Origin of the sequence: Mesorhizobium carmichaelinearum (assembly GCF_900199455.1) — a bacterium.
GTDB lineage: Bacteria > Pseudomonadota > Alphaproteobacteria > Rhizobiales > Rhizobiaceae > Mesorhizobium > Mesorhizobium carmichaelinearum.
Genome location: NZ_FZQR01000005.1, coordinates 283,153 through 296,135 on the forward strand (window position 1 = coordinate 283,153; position 12,983 = coordinate 296,135).

Consider the following 12,983-nt stretch of genomic DNA (forward strand, 5'->3'; position numbering starts at 1 on the left):
TTTGGACCACGCAGAGCTGATCAATATTCTCGACTATACTTACACTCAATTGAGCAAGATCCGCCAGGCGGTCGCGGCAAGCGATCACGCCGGCACCATGTTCGCCATCGATTGCCTGATTGGCGCGGCGGCCGAGCAGACCAGGTGCAAGCTCGCTGGCCTGGAACATGCCGGCATGCCGGTTGGCAGGGATGGGCCGGTCGGCAGGGATGGGCCGGTCGGCAGGGATGCGCCCGTCGGCGGAAGCGGCACTGTTGCCCGCTTCCAGGCGAGGGCGGCCAAGCCGGGCGCGGGCAACGCAGCGACGCGCGTGCGGCGCCTGCCTTGAGCCTTTTCGCCAGACTTCGCGGCGGCAGCCGCGCGGCGGCCCTGGTCCCTTACAGATATTTCAAGTTGGGCCTGTCTCTCATGGACGGCTGCGACGCGCACGAGAACGGCAATGATTTTGTCGCTGAACATCCGGACTGGCGGGTGGTGCGCGGCTGGCTGATGTCTCCGGGCGACATTCTCGACAAGCATGCCATCGTCGAGAACCTCCTGAGCGGGCAGCGCTTCGACGTGACACCGCTCGATCCGCGTGTGCCATTCTTCGAGCATCCGGGCACGGCGGAAGAGTTCGACGGACTGTGGCATCAGATCAGCATGCCTGCCTATTCGCCGCCAGCGCGGCTGGTCGTCATGGAGGCAAGCGACGAGACCGGGCGCGGCGCAAGTGCCGTGGCTTCGGATGCGGGGACGTTCGGCGAGGATGCCGACGCTTGATGTGTCGGCCGGCGACGATCTCGCTCATCAGCCTGGCATGATCTGCCCGATCAGCCTGGCATGATCTGCCCGATCGGCTTGGCATGATCTGCCCGATCAGCCTGGCATGATCTCACCGATCAGCCTGGCATATTCGGCTTCGGGTTCGCCGTAACTGCCATTGGCGAGTTCCAGCAGCCCGGCGCGGTCGCGAATGACGATCTCGCCACGGCGCGAGCGGATGAGCGCGCGGCCTTCCAGCAATTGCAGGGCGACTGTGACGCCAGGCCGCCGCACGCCAAGCATGATGGAAAGAAATTCGTGGGTGATGGCAAGGCGTTCGCCAGGCACCCGGTCGTCGCACATCAGCAGCCAGCGGGCCAGACGCTCCTCGAGTTTCAGCCTTGCATTGACCAGCGCGGTGCAGCCCGCCTGGGTGTGCAGCGTGTTGACGAAGCGCAGCAGGAACAGGCGCAAGGTCGGGCTCGCCGCAAGGGCCGCGTTGAACGGGGCGGCATCGATGCGGATGGCCTCGCCTTCGAGCTGCACGAAACAGGCATGCGCGGCACGGTCGTCGCCCATCACCAGGGTGGACCCGGTCATGCCCTCGAAGCCGATGAAGCCCACCTCCGCGTCTCGGCCGCTCGTCGTCCTGGCGACAACCGAACCAATGCCTTGTTCGATAAAGTAGACGGCCTCTATCGCGACATTGGGCGTGACAAGCATCATGCGCAGCGGCAATTCGCAACGCTGCATATGCGGCTCCAGCAATGCGAGATCATCCGCGCTCATGCGCAGCAGCAGCTGGTTTTGGAATTGATTTCGGTCGAGATCAGATTCAGTCATGGCGCGGCCCAATGCAGGGCAAGAGCCATCCGATCTCCCAGCCGTCCGCGCCCGTATCAACGTGCCGACGATTGCATGGATATGGGGACTCGGGACCAAGAAACCTAGGAATGCGGTCTGGAATTCGATGCACGGCGTCCCCTCTCACCGTTTCGCATACGAGAAGATCGACCGCAGCGTTAGTGTCGCAAACGTACCAAACTCAGCTTGGTACGAAACCGACATATCTCTTGGGCCACATATCTCCTGGGCCCTTGCCTTGGAGCAGGGCCATCGTTCCCACCACGAATTGACTCGCTATTTTTGTACGAAAGCGTACGCTTCTCACGTCGTCCGCCCTGTACGGCACACGGACGCTTGGTAGCCAACTCAGGTGCTCCCGCCATCGACGCGGAGGCTGAAATGGCAGAGGACCATTCAGGCAAAAGGGTAACGGCGTTCGACTGCGAGATTCTTCGCGGCGCCTTCAGGAAATTGGTCGTGGAAAATCGCATCACGGAACGCGAATGGCGCATGCACGCCCGGGTGCTGGCGCGCGAATTGACCGAACTTGACGAGATCGACCCGGACATTGTGGAGTGGATCGTGCGCAGGTAGGTCTTACTGATTTACGCCTGGTCCGTGGCGGTTCGCGCCGCCTCTTCCTCGAGCTTGGTAAGCTTTGCCTTGATCTCCTCCGGGTCGGCATGTTCCAGTCCGACAACGTCGTTTCTGGCGTCGTTGAGCGCGACGATAATCTCGTCGAGCTTGGCATGGATGGCGGCGGTGTCGCGGTAGCCCTGGATCAAGACGACGCCGGTGATGACGATGGCCGCGACCGACAGCGCATAGGTGACGGCGTTTGTCAGACCGAAAGGCACCAAAGCGGTACACACCACCATGGCGATGATCATGACGTAGAAACCCGGCGGGCGAGACAGGAAATCTGCGGCGACGAAAAGGAATTTGTTCATGCCACCCACCAATGGTCGTGATGCGCACCGAGGCCCATAATGCCAGCAAGTTCGTCGAAGGAATTTCGTTCCAGGAACCTGGGCGACCTCTCGAAGTTTGGCTGAAAGGAAGGACAGCCATGCCACGCTATCAGATCCACGAAATGGACGGCGGTGAGCTTTCGGCATCGCATCTCGCCAGCGGCACAACCGCTCTTGATGCCCTGCAGAAGATCACCGGCAAAACGATTTGGACTCCGGCCTTGCAGAACCGCTGGTTCAGAGTGGTCGACGAAGACGAGGGCGACGTGTTCGAATACAGCGTCGAGCACGAGTTCACCTCGCGTCGGTAGTTTTGTGCGTCGCCTTTCGGGCGCCGGGCTTGCGTTTTGCCGCAGTGGCGCCGGCGGAAGCCGGGGCCTCTGATGAAAGCCGCTGCTCTCGCAGCCGGGCGGTCTTTGCTTCACGCGCCTCGCGTTCGATGGCAATGATCGATTGAGCTTCGCGGGTGACGCGTTCAATCCGGTCCTTGTCCTGAGGCAGTCGGGCCACGGCATTCTCCTTTGCTTCGGTGGCACTCAAAATGCGAGCCGACAGAAAACGTTCCAGCAACCGGGCCGCTCTGTACAAAAACGACACCACATTTGTTGTTGCGCGCGCTCGCAATCGCCTTAGAGGTCAGGGGTCACCGGCCACGAAACGGGCGCTGGTGCTTGAGAGTGAGTGGATCATCCGCAAGTGAAGAGGCCGCTCACCGCCAGGCTGGCGAACGACAATTGCGAGGCTGAAGATCACCTTGTTGTGGTGACACTGGGCATACGTGCCACCCTCGAGGGCCTGGCCGCGCCTGTCGAAATGCTGATCGAGGTCTTAAGCTTGGAAGACCCGGCGGACGCCATCGAGCCGCCGTCGGCGCGGTAGCCTGATATCCTCACCCATCCGCACGCTTGGTCTTGCTGGCGCCCTGTCCGCCGCTCAGAAGACCGAAGTCGGCTGAACGGGTGCCGCTGTTGGCATGCAGAAAGCCCTCGGCGGCCAGGCCGCGGCGCAGCAGCTCACGCACCGCAGCCGCGCGGCTCGGCATGCGCTTGTCGAAACGCCATGTGTCGAGCGCCGCGAATTCCTCTTCGTTCAGCATGACCTGCAGTCGTTCAGGGCGTTCAAGATTGTCGGTCATCATGGCCTCCTGCTTCCGGCAATCCAGCCGGTGAGCCGAATGAGTAAGTGACTTATGTGCCTCACAATCTGCCAATGGCCTGTTTGGTTCCGAAGTAGCCAAATGCATTTGTTGCATCAGCTACTCAAAGTGCCTCGGTTGCGTCACTGGCTAAACATACTAACTAATTGATTTTATTAATACTTTTTTGATAATTGTCTTGCTTTGCCGAAGCGCCTGGCGCATGGTGAAAGTGAGGGAAAACCCAGTCCTTCGGACAGGAGTTTGCCATGCACAACCACCCGGTCGAACTGCGCGACGACCTGAATTACACCTTGGTCAAGACAATCTATGAGTTTGGAATTGTGAACGTTCCGGTCCTGGCCGCTCAACTGGCCGACCGCCACGGCGACCTGTCGTTCGCCGACGCCGAACGGCTGGTGCTTGGCTTCGCACAGCTCTATTCGGCACCGGTCGTGTTCGACCGCTCGGGGTGCGATTGGCGACTGAAAGAGCCTGTCGGCTGGGACAATGACGGCCTGCTTCTCGACATCGTCCAGAACGAGTTTGGCCGCGCCGCCTGAACCTCGATTCTACGTTTCCGACAATTCATGGGGTCATTGCCTGACAATGGGCCCAGGCTTTGACAAGAGCGGCCCGTTAATCGGACCGGCCTCTCGACATTTGTGCGATGAGAGAAGCCTGTGAAACCCACCGACCTGTTGGAACTGCTCAAACATCTGCAATTCCTGTTCGCAACAGCCCACAAGGCGATTGCCGGCAGCGGGCACCATGACGCGATGTTCGAGATAGATGCGCTGGTCGGCGTTGCAAATGAAGAGGTCCGCAGGAAGATCCGGTCACTCGAGATCGAGCGAAACCGGGCGTTCCGGTCCAAGTCAAACGCGCTCGATGCCGCGGACTGATCCCGGGTTTTCAAGCCGGCGTCACTTGCGGATGATCTGAAGGATAATCTCAGGGTCGACAACACTCGATCCGGTCAGGTGCCTGACCATTTCCTCGGCATGGCCAACCCACATGGCTTCAGGCAGCAAGCCTTCGGCGACCAGACTTTTGAATGCGCTGCGAAGGGTATGGAAATCGAGGGCAGAGACCGGGCTGTCGGTGTCGTCGTTCATCGTCTCAACTCCCTCAGGGCGGGAGTACGATGTACACTCTCAAGCGCCAGCGCCCGTTCAGTGGCCAGCGACAACAACACTGTACGCTTCCGACAATCCGATAGCGAGCCTTGGTACGAAACCGACAAATGTAAGCCCGCCACCGAGGGGTCAGTGGCGGGCTCAATGAAAAGTTGTTTGACTAACTTTTCGGCGCCTTGTCGGCGGGGGGCTTCCGAGACGCTACCAGGAACGGGTTGTCATGCAAAAGGTTCCGTCCGCGCACAGCACGAGCGGCTCAGAGGTTTAGGCCGTCGCCCGGTCTTCAATACCGGGGCCTTTTATCGGACACGACGACCAATCTCCCTCCAACATTCTGGCACCGTTTGCAGACGAGCTTCGACACCAGCCGCCTTTCGGTGTTGAAATCATAGTGGGTGCCGTAGGTCTCGATCAGGTCATCGAGATCCAGCGAACGCAGATGACCGCAGCGTGGATTGCCGCAATACGCGCTGAGGCCCATGCCTTGTTGGCGAAGTTCGCCAAGGTTCTTCGGCCCCGCAATCGGCAGAACAATACCCGCCGGCTCCGCCGGATGTGCGACCGCCACCAGGACAGGCTTACGAATCTCCGTCCGGTCAATGTTGCCGATCGCGTGGACTGCCTTGTCTTCTGCGACCCCTATGAGGGAGTCGATCTCTTCCATGGCGTCGATATGCCCACGGACATACAAGGCCCGTCGCAGCACGTGCAACGCATCTCTCGTTTCGCAAAGTGTCGTGCGCAGGGTGAGGGGCATTCGCGTTCACTCCTTCATGTAGCTGTCGGGAGCGGCAAGTGCCGCCAGAAACATGGGGCCATCGGATGGCCAGCCGTCTGCCAAGGCGTCGGCCATTTGAGGAAGTGTACAAAGCACCGAAATGGTGCCGTCACTTCGCTCGATCGGAATTCCGGAAAACATGTTTGGCCGGTTGACGGTCACTGCATAGCTCCCGCTTGGGCGGGAGAATGTTAAGCGCTCTCAAGCACCAGCGCCCGTGCAAAAGCTGATGACATTTTGATTAAGCACTTAAAAAAGGCGCCGTCTATTAACTATGGCGCATCGGTCGAATAATATTAAATTTTTATAGACTTCGAGGTTTACTTGGTGAAAACCGTACGGTTCCGACATTTCTTTGGTTAGTATTGGTACCAAACCGACAATCTGGGGGCGCGGGCAATTCGCACTAAAGGCGTGAAGCGAGCCGGGTCAGCCCTACGCGCATGCGCTGGCTATCGGCAAAGGACCGGGCGTAGGATTCCACATCGAACGTGCTCAAGTGCGCTTTGCCGTTGATAACGACCCGAACACGCCATTCGCCCATGGTCTCGGTGACTTCGACGCCATCTGGAATAAGATTGGGCGGCATAATGTTTGGTTGTTCTGCTTCAGTCATGACTTTCCTCCCGAAAGGGCGAAAGCACCTGATTTGGCTCCCAAGCGTCCGTGTGCCGTAGACGGCGGACGACTTGAGAATTGTACGCTTCCGACAATCCGTTAGCCAGTCAATTCAGACTCCGAACCGACCTCTCCCAAAAGCCTGGCATATTCAGCTTCCGGTACCCCATATCCGCCGCGCGCCAGCGCAATCAGCCCAGGCCGGTCCAGGATGACAACCTCACCCCGGCGCGATCGGATCAGAGCGAGACCTTCCAATTCTTGCAAGGCGATGGTGACGCCTGGCCGTCTTACGCCAAGCATCGTGGCGAGGAATTCATGGGTAATGGAAAACCGCACGCCCACCACGCGGTCGTCGCACATCAGCAACCACCGAGCCAGGCGACCTGCCAACTTCAGCCGCGCGTTGACAAGTGCGGTATACCCGGTCTGGATCTGCAGAGAATTGACGAAGCGCAACAGGAACAATCGCAATGTAGGGCTGGTCGTCAGAGCCGCGTCAAAGCTGCTTGCGTCGATGCGCATCGCCTCGCCTTCGAGTTGCACGAAGCAGGCTTGCGGCGAGCGGTTGTCGGCCATCACCAGCGAATATCCAGCCATTCCCTCAAAGCCGATGAACCCGATCTCCGCCTCGTGGCCGCCGGACGTGCGCGCGACCACCGACGCAATGCCGTGCTCGATGAAGTAGACGGCTGCAATAGGCACGCCGGGCGTCACAAGCGGCATTCTCAGCGGCAAAGCTATCCGGTGCAGATCGGGCTCAAGCAGCGCAAGGTCCGGCTCGCTCATCTTGCGCAACAGTTCATTTCGGAATCTTGGCTGAGCGGAGGTTTCGTCAGCCAGTGCTTGGCCGGTGACAGTCGATTTTGGAGTTTCGTAATTCATCGCGTAGCTCCCGCAAGGGCGGGAGTACGATCGACACTCTCAAGCGCCAGCGCCCGTTCAGTGGCTAGCGACAGACGAACTGTACGCTTTCGACATTCCGATAGCGAGTCATTCCGGGCATAGCCAAGGAAAACACAAGCGGACCTGCAGCTGGAGGCGCTGCTTACTTACAACTCTTCTGTGGAGGGGTGTGGCGACGAATTGGCGGAGTGCTCCACCGCATCAGCTTGAGGGAAGCGCAATGCTCCGCCGCCACCTAAATCAACAGTCTCGGCACAGGATGGTTCCGTGATTGCAGGGTCGATCGCCCACAAGACAGGCTGTTGCGAAGATGAAGGCAGGCGATCGACCTCGCCGAGCCATTCGGCGTAGCTGGAGTTCATGGCGGCATGCAATTCCGCGGACTTGTCCATGCCGCCCTGAAACAGCTCCATGACGCGGCGGCCAAGCCGCTCCCGCGCCGCGTGCCCGGCACCAATGCCGGCCTGGCGACAATACTCGTCGAGCACTTTGGCCAGGATCAAAAGCTGATTTGAGTCCACCGAACCGTTTGGCATCATCGCTTTTCCCATCAGTGGGGCGAAAGCGCGATCGGCTCTTTCAAGCGCCAGCGCCCATTCAACGGCCAGCGACAGGCGACTGTACGCTTCCGACAATCGGTTAGCCAGTGCCGCGAATTGTCGGAAACGTACCAAGCGACCTCCTTCATTGTTCGGCCAACTCGCCAGCCCCGCGACGCGGCGGACCTTTGGGCGGAACCGCTCGCTTCCGTAAGGGTTTATTTGTGAAGCGAGGAACCGCACCATGGTGGTAAGCATCGAACAGGCGATGGCCGAAGCGATCCTGGCAATCCGGATGCTGCGGAAATCCATTGCCGACCATGGCCATTCCGAGGCGATGATCGACTTCGACAGGGTGATGGCCAATGCTGTCGAGGAGGCCGAGAAGCAACTGACGAGACTGCAGGCCTCCGGACCGTCCTGAATTGCGCCGGCGAGGGCGTCTATCTCGCAGCGGGCTTCGCAATCGCTGGGGCTATGCGGCTGGATCTGACTGCGCCGGCAGTGCCGTGAGCGCAGCCAGATCCAGTCGAAGTCAGCCCAGCTTCACCTTCGGTTCGCGCGCCCAGAAGCGCAGCTCGCCGAGCCTGGTGACGAAGCTTGCAATATCTTTGGCGGATGCAAGCGCAATGACCGCCTCGTCCTCGGCAACGCCGGCCTTGTCCAGCAGCGGGGCCGCCGCCTCGACGAAGCCGATGAATTTGCAGTGCGCAAAGGCGTCGGCGACGAAGTCGCGGGCGGTGGATTCCTTCAGCAGGTCGGCCATTGCAGGCTTTGCCGGCAACAGAGCGACCGCGTCGTAAAGGACGGATGGCGCGCCTGCGATCATCTGCTGCGCGTCGATCCAGCTGCCGTCGCTGGCCTTGGCGCCGCCGACCTTCGGCGCGATGATCTCGAACTTGGCGCCGGCCTTGGTCAGCGCCTGCTTCAAGGCGTTGAGCAGAGCGGCGTCGGTGCCGTCGGTCACCAGGATGCCAAGCTTGCGGCCCTCGAAGCGGCCGGGGCCGTTCTTGAGGATGCTGAGCGCGTCCGATGCGGGAAGGTCCCGACGCGTCGGCACCGCCGCATCGGCAGGCTTCGGCATTGCCTTCAAGCCGAGCGCATCCGCCACCTTGCGTGCCAACGCATCATCGATGTTGAGAAGATGGGAAACGATGCGCTCGCGAATAACAGGCGTCTGCACCTTGCTCAGCTCAAAGGTCAGCGCGGCGGCGATGTGGCCTTGCTCCACGGGAGCCTGGCTGATGTAGAACTGGCGCGCCTGGCTGTAGTGATCGGCAAAGGTTTCCGACCGCAGCCGCGCCTTCGGTCCGGCTTCGACTTCAGCAAAGGAGCGGAATCCCTTGGCGGGCTGCTCACGCGGGCCTTCATCCCATGAATTGGGCTGGTAGTTGGCGCGGCCGACCGGGTTGCGCATCGCCATGTGCCCATCCTGCTGGAAGTTGTGGAAGGGGCATTTCGGCGCGTTGATCGGGAGGTGGGTGAAATTGGTGCTGCCCAGCCGTTTGATCTGCGTGTCGAGGTAGGAAAAGTTGCGGCCCTGCAGCAGCGGGTCGTTGGAGAAGTCGACGCCGGGCGGCACGTTCTGCGTCATGAACGCGACCTGCTCGGTCTCGGCGAAGAAATTGTCGGGCATGCGATCGAGCACCAGGCGGCCGACCGGGATCGGCGGCAGCACCTCTTCGGGAATGAGCTTGGTGGGATCGAGGATGTCGAAGTCGAAACTGTCGGCGAAAGCCTGGTCGAACAGCTGCAGTTGCAGCTCCCATTCCGGAAAATTGCCGGCATGGATCGCGTCCCAGAGGTCGCGGCGATGGAAGTCGGGATCGGCGCCGTTGATCTTGACTGCCTCGTTCCAGGCGACGGATTGCATGCCGAGCTTCGGCTTCCAGAGGAATTTGACGAAGGTCGACTCGTCCTTGGCGTTGAGCAGCCGGAAGGTATGGACGCCGAACCCTTCCATGAAGCGCAGCGAGCGCGGGATGGCGCGGTCCGACATCGCCCACATGATCATGTGCATGCTTTCAGGCGTGAGCGAGATGAAATCCCAGAAATTGTCATGCGCGGTCTGCGCCTGCGGGAAGTCGCTGTTGGGCTCGGCCTTCGCGGCGTGGATCAAGTCGGGGAACTTGATCGCATCCTGGATGAAGAACACCGGCATGTTGTTGCCAACAATGTCCCAGTTGCCTTCCTGCGTGTAGAGTTTGACGGCGAAGCCGCGCACGTCGCGGGCAAGGTCGGCGGAACCCTTGTTGCCGGCGACGGTGGAGAAGCGCACGAAAGCCGGCGTCTTTTCGCCGGCGCGCTGGAAGATGTCGGCGCGGGTGTATTTGGCCAGCGATTCATAGGTTTCGAAATAGCCGTGCGCGCCGTAGCCGCGGGCATGGACGACGCGCTCGGGAATGCGCTCATGGTCGAAATGAAAGATCTTTTCGCGGAAGTGGAAGTCTTCGAGCACCGTCGGGCCACGGGCACCAATCTTCAGCGAGTTCTGGTCGTCGGCGACAGGGCCGCCCTGCGCGGTGGTCAGCACCGGCGTCGGACCGATTGCTGTCTGGTGCAGTTCGCCACCTTCGCCGCGCTGCAGTTTCTGATCGTGAATGGTCGCGGCCGTCGCGGCCAATTTGGATGCTTGCTTCGCCATGACTGAGGATCCCTGGGGTCAATGCGCGGGCTGCGCTGGTTCCTCAATCTCCGGGATGGCAATGCGTTCCCCGCCGATTTCAAATCCGGACATGCAGAAGGCCGCCGGTTTGCACGGCGGCCTTCACGCGTGTTTTCAGGAGCGAAGAACCCTCAGAGGTTCTTGTTGATGGCGGCGGCGGTCTTGTTGGTCGCGTCCTTGACGGCCGACTTCGCGTCGCCGACAGCCTTCTGGACCTTGCCCTTGGCTTCCTGTGCGGCGCCTTCGGCGCGCAGGCGGTCATTGCCGACGGCCTTGCCGACGCCTTCCTTGGCCTTGCCGACGGCCTGATTGGCGAGACCCGAGGCCTTGTCGCTGGTGCTTCCCATGGGATTTCCTTTCGCGGATTGTTTGCTGGGACCAACGTCGCTTTGTTTGGAAAGTTCCGCTCCTCGAAGGGAGGACGCCAAACGAAAAGGCCCGCCACCGACGCGAATCGTGACGGGCCTTCTGGAGTAGGCCGGGCGTCCCACCGCCCGGCCGTTTGCACAACCTGTCAGCGGGACGATCGTTCCATCACAACAGGACGCCATCTCGGGGCGAGAGCTTTGGGGCCTTGCGGATTGTCCAGCTCTCCCCCGTGCGAGGTCACAAGACCTCGTATATGTCTCAAGCCTCAGATCTTCGATGCCTGCCGGCAGGTCTTCAATCACTCGAAATCGAGAAACTAACCGGCCGGGCCGATTGGGCCGCCCGAGACCGCTTCCTGCGCTGTCACCGCCGACAGCTTCTGCCGTTTGACGAGTGTCGGCTTATCATAGGGCTTTCGCATTCGAGTCCTCCGCCCGTTCGAATGGCTGAGGGTCTTGCTTGCCGGCTCATTGTCAAGCGAGCGGGCAGGGCGGCGGAAATCCGGGTGCGCCTTTCTGTCAGTTCTTGTCCATCGGCTTGGAGCGCATGCGCGAGACCGTCTTGCGCTCGGCGCGCTTGGAGCGCAGCGGTTGCATGCCGCGGTCGATCAGGTTCATGTCTTCCAGCACCATGTCGACCATGCTTGTCGAATCTGTCGGTGAGCGTGCGTCCGATGGTTCCGATGGTCGCCTGAACAGCAGGCGAATGACCAGGCCGAAGTAACCGGCCTGCAGGACGACCAGCGTCAGCGCCGACCAGCCAAGGGTCGCCCAGATCGACCCGGTAGCCAAATAGGCCCAGATCGCAACGCCGATTGTCGTTGCAGACATCCCGACCAGAAATTGCGGAAAGTACATGTCGCTTTCCACCCCCATTTCCAACCCGTGGGTTGGAATCTGTCCACTGCCAGCATCCTTTAATTAAGTTGTCACTAAATTAGTGATAGTGCAATCGCCTGCCGAGAGCACGGTCATTGGGGTTTGAGCCTGTGTATGGCGTGCGTGTTTCTCAAGCCACGGACAAATCAGCGAAACAGCTGCCTTCTATCAGTTCCGATCCACCGGCTTCGACCGCATCCGCGAGACCGTCTCGCGCTCGGCGCGCTTGGAGCGCAGCGGCGGCAGGCCGCGGTCGATCAGGTCCATGTCTTCCAGCACCATGTCGCCCATGCGCTTGAAGGCGATGTCGAGCGCGCCGGCGCGGTGGGCCGAGCGCAGGAAGCCGGGCAGGGTGCGAACAGGGTGATCCTGCGCCAGCGGTTCTTCCGGAAAGACGTCGCTGGCGGCGACGATGTGGCCGCTCTTCACCGCCGCCATCAGCGCCGGGAAATCGACGACGCCGGCGCGGCTGAGCAGGATGAAGGCGGCGCCCTTGCGCATGCTGGCAAAAGCGTCGGCGCCGAGAAAACCCTGGTTCTCGGAGGTCACCGAGGCGACGACGAAGACGAAGTCGCTCTGCGTCAGCACCTCGTCGAGCGAGGCCGGTTCGACGCCATTGTCAATCAGGATCGATGGTGGCAGCCAGGGATCGAAGACTTTGGTGCGGGTGCGGAAACCCGTCAGCAGGCGGTTCAGCGCACGGCCAAGATCGCCGAAACCGATGATGCCGACATCGGCGCCGGACAAGAGCCGGGCCGTCAGGTTGCCGTCGCCGCCCCACAGCTCCTCGCCCTTGCGGAAGGCGAGGTCGGCGTCGACGATATTGCGGGCAAGGTTGAGCGCCATCGCAAGGCCAAGCTCGGCCACTGGCTCGGCAAAGACGAGACCGGTGGTGACGACATGGATGCCGCGCGCGAACAGCGTCTCGTAAGGCATGTTGTTGAGCAGGTTGGTCTCGACATTGAAGACGCAGCGTAGCGCTTTCATCTCAGCCAGCGTTTCCGGCGAGATAGGCGGCTGGCCGACAATGTAGCGGGCTTCCGCCAGCACATCGGCCGGCAGCTTGGCGACGCCATCGGGCGTGGTCTCGACGATGCGGTATTTCGCCTTGAAGCGCGCCAGCTGCGGCGGCGTGAAGATCAGCTCCAGCGAGCGCGGTTCCGGCGCGCTGATGACCAGCGGCAAATCCTTGTTTGGCATGACGATTCCTCCCGGCGCGACGCTGCCGCGCAATTTTGCTTTGCCCATATCGTTATCCCAAAACCGTTGTACAGTTTCGGGCGATATGCGGCTCGGCGGCTAAAATACCGCCGATGAACCGATTTACAACTGCGAAAAATCGATTTACTCATTTCTGCAGCGGACGGAAAATGCCTCTGTCCGCGCCTCGGGAGG

Annotated in this window: 22 protein-coding genes and 2 pseudogenes; 8 read left to right on the plus strand and 16 right to left on the minus strand. The window is 60.8% G+C overall.

Annotation, left to right across the window (positions count from 1 at the left end):
• The first annotated feature begins 1 nt into the window (after position 1).
• The gene (locus CKW40_RS14465) at positions 2 to 328 is read left to right on the plus strand and encodes a hypothetical protein (protein ID WP_095200709.1); all 327 of its coding nucleotides are present in this window, start codon (positions 2 to 4) and stop codon (positions 326 to 328) included.
• Positions 325 to 762, plus strand: coding sequence for a hypothetical protein (locus CKW40_RS14470; RefSeq protein ID WP_143748291.1), 438 nt, complete (start codon positions 325 to 327; stop codon positions 760 to 762). Before CKW40_RS14465 ends, CKW40_RS14470 begins: the two co-directional genes overlap by 4 nt.
• A gap of 96 nt (positions 763 to 858) precedes the next feature.
• Here CKW40_RS14470 and CKW40_RS14475 read toward each other — a convergent pair whose 3' ends face one another.
• Entirely contained in the window at positions 859 to 1,587 is a 729-nt protein-coding gene (locus CKW40_RS14475) for a Crp/Fnr family transcriptional regulator (RefSeq protein ID WP_095200567.1), read from the minus strand.
• Between the two features lie 402 nt (positions 1,588 to 1,989).
• Here CKW40_RS14475 and CKW40_RS14480 point away from each other — a divergent pair, with 402 nt between their 5' ends.
• Entirely contained in the window at positions 1,990 to 2,184 is a 195-nt protein-coding gene (locus tag CKW40_RS14480) for a hypothetical protein (protein WP_095200568.1), read from the plus strand.
• 11 nt (positions 2,185 to 2,195) lie between these two features.
• Here the strand turns inward: CKW40_RS14480 and CKW40_RS14485 are convergent, their stop codons facing one another.
• On the minus strand, positions 2,196 to 2,540 hold the full coding sequence (locus CKW40_RS14485) for a low affinity iron permease family protein (RefSeq protein WP_095200569.1): 345 nt from the start codon (positions 2,538 to 2,540) through the stop codon (positions 2,196 to 2,198).
• A 119-nt stretch (positions 2,541 to 2,659) separates the two neighbouring features.
• Here CKW40_RS14485 and CKW40_RS14490 point away from each other — a divergent pair, with 119 nt between their 5' ends.
• Positions 2,660 to 2,872, plus strand: coding sequence for a hypothetical protein (locus CKW40_RS14490; protein WP_143748292.1), 213 nt, complete (start codon positions 2,660 to 2,662; stop codon positions 2,870 to 2,872).
• Here the strand turns inward: CKW40_RS14490 and CKW40_RS14495 are convergent.
• On the minus strand, positions 2,856 to 3,131 hold the full coding sequence (locus CKW40_RS14495) for a hypothetical protein (RefSeq protein ID WP_095200571.1): 276 nt from the start codon (positions 3,129 to 3,131) through the stop codon (positions 2,856 to 2,858). The two genes, CKW40_RS14490 and CKW40_RS14495, sit on opposite strands and share 17 nt — an antisense overlap.
• 126 nt (positions 3,132 to 3,257) lie before the next feature.
• On the opposite strand from CKW40_RS14495, the gene CKW40_RS14500 reads away from it, so the two are divergent.
• Positions 3,258 to 3,440: a hypothetical protein gene (locus tag CKW40_RS14500; RefSeq protein ID WP_095200572.1), complete on the plus strand. Its 183-nt coding sequence runs from the start codon at positions 3,258 to 3,260 to the stop codon at positions 3,438 to 3,440.
• Between the two features lie 10 nt (positions 3,441 to 3,450).
• On the opposite strand, the gene CKW40_RS14505 is transcribed toward CKW40_RS14500, so the two are convergent.
• Positions 3,451 to 3,696, minus strand: a complete 246-nt coding sequence (locus CKW40_RS14505; RefSeq protein WP_095200710.1) for a hypothetical protein — start codon at positions 3,694 to 3,696, stop codon at positions 3,451 to 3,453.
• 269 nt (positions 3,697 to 3,965) lie between these two features.
• Between CKW40_RS14505 and CKW40_RS14510 the strand changes: the two genes are divergently transcribed.
• A complete protein-coding gene (locus tag CKW40_RS14510) occupies positions 3,966 to 4,259 on the plus strand; it encodes a hypothetical protein (protein WP_095200573.1) in 294 nt (97 codons plus the stop codon).
• Positions 4,260 to 4,379: 120 nt separating this feature from the next.
• Positions 4,380 to 4,601 carry a hypothetical protein gene (locus CKW40_RS14515; protein WP_095200574.1) on the plus strand — a complete coding sequence of 74 codons (222 nt, stop codon included), beginning with the start codon at positions 4,380 to 4,382 and terminating at the stop codon, positions 4,599 to 4,601.
• A gap of 21 nt (positions 4,602 to 4,622) precedes the next feature.
• On the opposite strand, the gene CKW40_RS14520 is transcribed toward CKW40_RS14515, so the two are convergent.
• From CKW40_RS14520 to CKW40_RS14540, 6 genes are all read right to left on the minus strand, one after another.
• Positions 4,623 to 4,814 carry a hypothetical protein gene (locus tag CKW40_RS14520; RefSeq protein ID WP_095200575.1) on the minus strand — a complete coding sequence of 64 codons (192 nt, stop codon included), beginning with the start codon at positions 4,812 to 4,814 and terminating at the stop codon, positions 4,623 to 4,625.
• A 304-nt stretch (positions 4,815 to 5,118) separates the two neighbouring features.
• Complete coding sequence (locus CKW40_RS14525) at positions 5,119 to 5,592, minus strand: hypothetical protein (protein WP_095200576.1); 474 nt, start codon at positions 5,590 to 5,592, stop codon at positions 5,119 to 5,121.
• Positions 5,593 to 5,598: 6 nt separating this feature from the next.
• Entirely contained in the window at positions 5,599 to 5,775 is a 177-nt protein-coding gene (locus CKW40_RS43755) for a hypothetical protein (protein ID WP_179297966.1), read from the minus strand.
• Between the two features lie 244 nt (positions 5,776 to 6,019).
• On the minus strand, positions 6,020 to 6,229 hold the full coding sequence (locus CKW40_RS14530) for a hypothetical protein (RefSeq protein WP_244571183.1): 210 nt from the start codon (positions 6,227 to 6,229) through the stop codon (positions 6,020 to 6,022).
• 101 nt (positions 6,230 to 6,330) lie between these two features.
• Positions 6,331 to 7,020: a Crp/Fnr family transcriptional regulator gene (locus tag CKW40_RS14535; protein WP_244571191.1), complete on the minus strand. Its 690-nt coding sequence runs from the start codon at positions 7,018 to 7,020 to the stop codon at positions 6,331 to 6,333.
• A 263-nt stretch (positions 7,021 to 7,283) separates the two neighbouring features.
• Positions 7,284 to 7,811, minus strand: a complete 528-nt coding sequence (locus CKW40_RS14540) for a hypothetical protein (protein WP_143748293.1) — start codon at positions 7,809 to 7,811, stop codon at positions 7,284 to 7,286.
• Positions 7,812 to 7,920: 109 nt separating this feature from the next.
• Here CKW40_RS14540 and CKW40_RS14545 point away from each other — a divergent pair, with 109 nt between their 5' ends.
• Positions 7,921 to 8,100 (plus strand): hypothetical protein, encoded by a 180-nt coding sequence (locus CKW40_RS14545; RefSeq protein ID WP_095200579.1) that lies wholly within the window; start codon positions 7,921 to 7,923, stop codon positions 8,098 to 8,100.
• A 111-nt stretch (positions 8,101 to 8,211) separates the two neighbouring features.
• Here CKW40_RS14545 and katE read toward each other — a convergent pair whose 3' ends face one another.
• From katE to CKW40_RS14575, 6 genes and pseudogenes are all read right to left on the minus strand, one after another.
• Complete coding sequence (katE, locus tag CKW40_RS14550) at positions 8,212 to 10,320, minus strand: catalase (RefSeq protein ID WP_095200580.1); 2,109 nt, start codon at positions 10,318 to 10,320, stop codon at positions 8,212 to 8,214.
• Positions 10,321 to 10,472: 152 nt separating this feature from the next.
• Entirely contained in the window at positions 10,473 to 10,688 is a 216-nt protein-coding gene (locus CKW40_RS14555) for a CsbD family protein (protein ID WP_019859538.1), read from the minus strand.
• A gap of 338 nt (positions 10,689 to 11,026) precedes the next feature.
• Positions 11,027 to 11,131, minus strand: a complete 105-nt coding sequence (locus tag CKW40_RS14560) for a hypothetical protein (RefSeq protein WP_095200581.1) — start codon at positions 11,129 to 11,131, stop codon at positions 11,027 to 11,029.
• A gap of 97 nt (positions 11,132 to 11,228) precedes the next feature.
• Positions 11,229 to 11,351 (minus strand): annotated as a pseudogene (locus CKW40_RS14565) (hydroxyacid dehydrogenase); the annotation flags it as partial.
• A gap of 69 nt (positions 11,352 to 11,420) precedes the next feature.
• A pseudogene (locus tag CKW40_RS46190) lies at positions 11,421 to 11,585 on the minus strand (exopolysaccharide production repressor protein); the annotation flags it as partial.
• A 171-nt stretch (positions 11,586 to 11,756) separates the two neighbouring features.
• Complete coding sequence (locus tag CKW40_RS14575; protein WP_095200712.1) at positions 11,757 to 12,788, minus strand: hydroxyacid dehydrogenase; 1,032 nt, start codon at positions 12,786 to 12,788, stop codon at positions 11,757 to 11,759.
• Positions 12,789 to 12,983 lie beyond the last annotated feature (195 nt).

Excerpts from the sequence above, each read along its gene's own strand:
- CKW40_RS14520 (WP_095200575.1), bottom strand. The coding sequence starts at position 4,814 with ATGAACGACGACACCGACAGCCCGGTCTCTGCCCTCGATTTCCATACC.
- CKW40_RS14555 (WP_019859538.1), bottom strand. The coding sequence starts at position 10,688 with ATGGGAAGCACCAGCGACAAGGCCTCGGGTCTCGCCAATCAGGCCGTC.
- CKW40_RS14475 (WP_095200567.1), bottom strand. The coding sequence starts at position 1,587 with ATGACTGAATCTGATCTCGACCGAAATCAATTCCAAAACCAGCTGCTG.
- CKW40_RS14525 (WP_095200576.1), bottom strand. The coding sequence starts at position 5,592 with ATGCCCCTCACCCTGCGCACGACACTTTGCGAAACGAGAGATGCGTTG.
- CKW40_RS14560 (WP_095200581.1), bottom strand. The coding sequence starts at position 11,131 with ATGCGAAAGCCCTATGATAAGCCGACACTCGTCAAACGGCAGAAGCTG.
- CKW40_RS14510 (WP_095200573.1), top strand. The coding sequence starts at position 3,966 with ATGCACAACCACCCGGTCGAACTGCGCGACGACCTGAATTACACCTTG.
- CKW40_RS14490 (WP_143748292.1), top strand. The coding sequence starts at position 2,660 with ATGCCACGCTATCAGATCCACGAAATGGACGGCGGTGAGCTTTCGGCA.
- CKW40_RS14545 (WP_095200579.1), top strand. The coding sequence starts at position 7,921 with ATGGTGGTAAGCATCGAACAGGCGATGGCCGAAGCGATCCTGGCAATC.
- CKW40_RS14535 (WP_244571191.1), bottom strand. The coding sequence starts at position 7,020 with ATGAGCGAGCCGGACCTTGCGCTGCTTGAGCCCGATCTGCACCGGATA.
- CKW40_RS14575 (WP_095200712.1), bottom strand. The coding sequence starts at position 12,788 with ATGCCAAACAAGGATTTGCCGCTGGTCATCAGCGCGCCGGAACCGCGC.
- CKW40_RS14530 (WP_244571183.1), bottom strand. The coding sequence starts at position 6,229 with ATGACTGAAGCAGAACAACCAAACATTATGCCGCCCAATCTTATTCCA.
- CKW40_RS14485 (WP_095200569.1), bottom strand. The coding sequence starts at position 2,540 with ATGAACAAATTCCTTTTCGTCGCCGCAGATTTCCTGTCTCGCCCGCCG.
- CKW40_RS14505 (WP_095200710.1), bottom strand. The coding sequence starts at position 3,696 with ATGACCGACAATCTTGAACGCCCTGAACGACTGCAGGTCATGCTGAAC.
- CKW40_RS14480 (WP_095200568.1), top strand. The coding sequence starts at position 1,990 with ATGGCAGAGGACCATTCAGGCAAAAGGGTAACGGCGTTCGACTGCGAG.
- katE (WP_095200580.1), bottom strand. The coding sequence starts at position 10,320 with ATGGCGAAGCAAGCATCCAAATTGGCCGCGACGGCCGCGACCATTCAC.